Source organism: Streptomyces spinoverrucosus, assembly GCF_006539505.1.
GTDB classification, from domain to species: Bacteria; Actinomycetota; Actinomycetes; order Streptomycetales; family Streptomycetaceae; genus Streptomyces; species Streptomyces spinoverrucosus.
In genome coordinates this window covers 1-2,791 of record NZ_BJND01000153.1, presented here as the reverse complement: position 1 = coordinate 2,791, position 2,791 = coordinate 1, and the positions used below count along the sequence as shown (strand labels likewise).

General features: G+C 56.8%; 1 rRNA gene. It reads right to left on the bottom strand.

Annotated features, from left to right (window positions below):
- Positions 1 to 19: 19 nt before the first annotated feature.
- Positions 20 to 2,791: ribosomal RNA gene (locus tag SSP24_RS42160) — 23S ribosomal RNA — on the bottom strand; the annotation flags it as partial.

The following is a 2,791-nucleotide window of genomic DNA, read 5'->3' as shown; positions in this document are numbered from 1 at the left end:
ACAGTGGACGCGAGCAACTGAGGACAAGCCCTCGGCCTATTAGTACCGGTCAACTCCACACGTTACCGTGCTTCCATATCCGGCCTATCAACCCAGTCGTCTACTGGGAGCCTTACCCCATCAAGTGGGTGGGAGTCCTCATCTCGAAGCAGGCTTCCCGCTTAGATGCTTTCAGCGGTTATCCCTCCCGAACGTAGCCAACCAGCCATGCCCTTGGCAGAACAACTGGCACACCAGAGGTTCGTCCGTCCCGGTCCTCTCGTACTAGGGACAGCCCTTCTCAAGACTCCTACGCGCACAGCGGATAGGGACCGAACTGTCTCACGACGTTCTAAACCCAGCTCGCGTACCGCTTTAATGGGCGAACAGCCCAACCCTTGGGACCGACTCCAGCCCCAGGATGCGACGAGCCGACATCGAGGTGCCAAACCATCCCGTCGATATGGACTCTTGGGGAAGATCAGCCTGTTATCCCCGGGGTACCTTTTATCCGTTGAGCGACGGCGCTTCCACAAGCCACCGCCGGATCACTAGTCCCGACTTTCGTCCCTGCTCGACCCGTCGGTCTCACAGTCAAGCTCCCTTGTGCACTTACACTCAACACCTGATTGCCAACCAGGCTGAGGGAACCTTTGGGCGCCTCCGTTACCCTTTAGGAGGCAACCGCCCCAGTTAAACTACCCATCAGACACTGTCCCTGATCCGGATCACGGACCCAGGTTAGACATCCAGCACGACCAGACTGGTATTTCAACGACGACTCCCACCGAACTGGCGTCCGATGCTCAAAGTCTCCCAGCTATCCTACACAAGCCGAACCGAACACCAATATCAAACTGTAGTAAAGGTCCCGGGGTCTTTCCGTCCTGCTGCGCGAAACGAGCATCTTTACTCGTAGTGCAATTTCACCGGGCCTATGGTTGAGACAGTCGAGAAGTCGTTACGCCATTCGTGCAGGTCGGAACTTACCCGACAAGGAATTTCGCTACCTTAGGATGGTTATAGTTACCACCGCCGTTTACTGGCGCTTAAGTTCTCAGCTTCGCCCCACCGAAATGGAGCTAACCGGTCCCCTTAACGTTCCAGCACCGGGCAGGCGTCAGTCCGTATACATCGCCTTACGGCTTCGCACGGACCTGTGTTTTTAGTAAACAGTCGCTTCTCGCTGGTCTCTGCGGCCACCCCCAGCTCCGGCAGCAAGTGCCGTCACCGGATGTGGCCCCCCTTCTCCCGAAGTTACGGGGGCATTTTGCCGAGTTCCTTAACCATAGTTCACCCGAACGCCTCGGTATTCTCTACCTGACCACCTGAGTCGGTTTAGGGTACGGGCCGCCATGAAACTCGCTAGAGGCTTTTCTCGACAGCATAGGATCATCCACTTCACCACAATCGGCTCGGCATCAGGTCTCAGACACATGCCAGGCGGATTTACCTACCTGACGTCCTACACCCTTACCCCGGGACAACCACCGCCCGGGATGGACTACCTTCCTGCGTCACCCCATCACTCACCTACTACCAGCTCGGGTCACCGGCTCCACCACTCCGTGCTTGTCCGAAGACGCACACGGCGGTTTCACGGGCTTAGCATCACTGGATTCAATGTTTGACGCTTCACAGCGGGTACCGGAATATCAACCGGTTATCCATCGACTACGCCTGTCGGCCTCGCCTTAGGTCCCGACTTACCCTGGGCAGATCAGCTTGACCCAGGAACCCTTAGTCAATCGGCGCAAACGTTTCTCACGTTTGTATCGCTACTCATGCCTGCATTCTCACTCGTCAACCGTCCACAACTCGCTTACGCGGCTGCTTCACCCGGCAGACGACGCTCCCCTACCCAACCCAGCGGGCGTTGGCCCTCATGCTGGATTGACACGACTTCGGCGGTACGCTTGAGCCCCGCTACATTGTCGGCGCGGAATCACTTGACCAGTGAGCTATTACGCACTCTTTCAAGGGTGGCTGCTTCTAAGCCAACCTCCTGGTTGTCTGTGCGACTCCACATCCTTTCCCACTTAGCGTACGCTTAGGGGCCTTAGTCGATGCTCTGGGCTGTTTCCCTCTCGACCATGGAGCTTATCCCCCACAGTCTCACTGCCGCGCTCTCACTTACCGGCATTCGGAGTTTGGCTAAGGTCAGTAACCCGGTAGGGCCCATCGCCTATCCAGTGCTCTACCTCCGGCAAGAAACACACGACGCTGCACCTAAATGCATTTCGGGGAGAACCAGCTATCACGGAGTTTGATTGGCCTTTCACCCCTAACCACAGGTCATCCCCCAGGTTTTCAACCCTGGTGGGTTCGGTCCTCCACGAAGTCTTACCTCCGCTTCAACCTGCCCATGGCTAGATCACTCCGCTTCGGGTCTTGAGCATGCTACTAAAACGCCCTCTTCGGACTCGCTTTCGCTACGGCTACCCCACCCGGGTTAACCTCGCAACACACCGCAAACTCGCAGGCTCATTCTTCAAAAGGCACGCAGTCACGACATACAAGCAAGCTTGCATGCGACGCTCCCACGGCTTGTAGGCACACGGTTTCAGGTACTATTTCACTCCCCTCCCGGGGTACTTTTCACCATTCCCTCACGGTACTATCCGCTATCGGTCACCAGGGAATATTTAGGCTTAGCGGGTGGTCCCGCCAGATTCACACGGGATTTCTCGGGCCCCGTGCTACTTGGGTGTCTCTCAAACGAGCCGCTGACGTTTCGACTACGGGGGTCTTACCCTCTACGCCGGACCTTTCGCATGTCCTTCGCCTACATCAACGGTTTCTGACTCGTCCC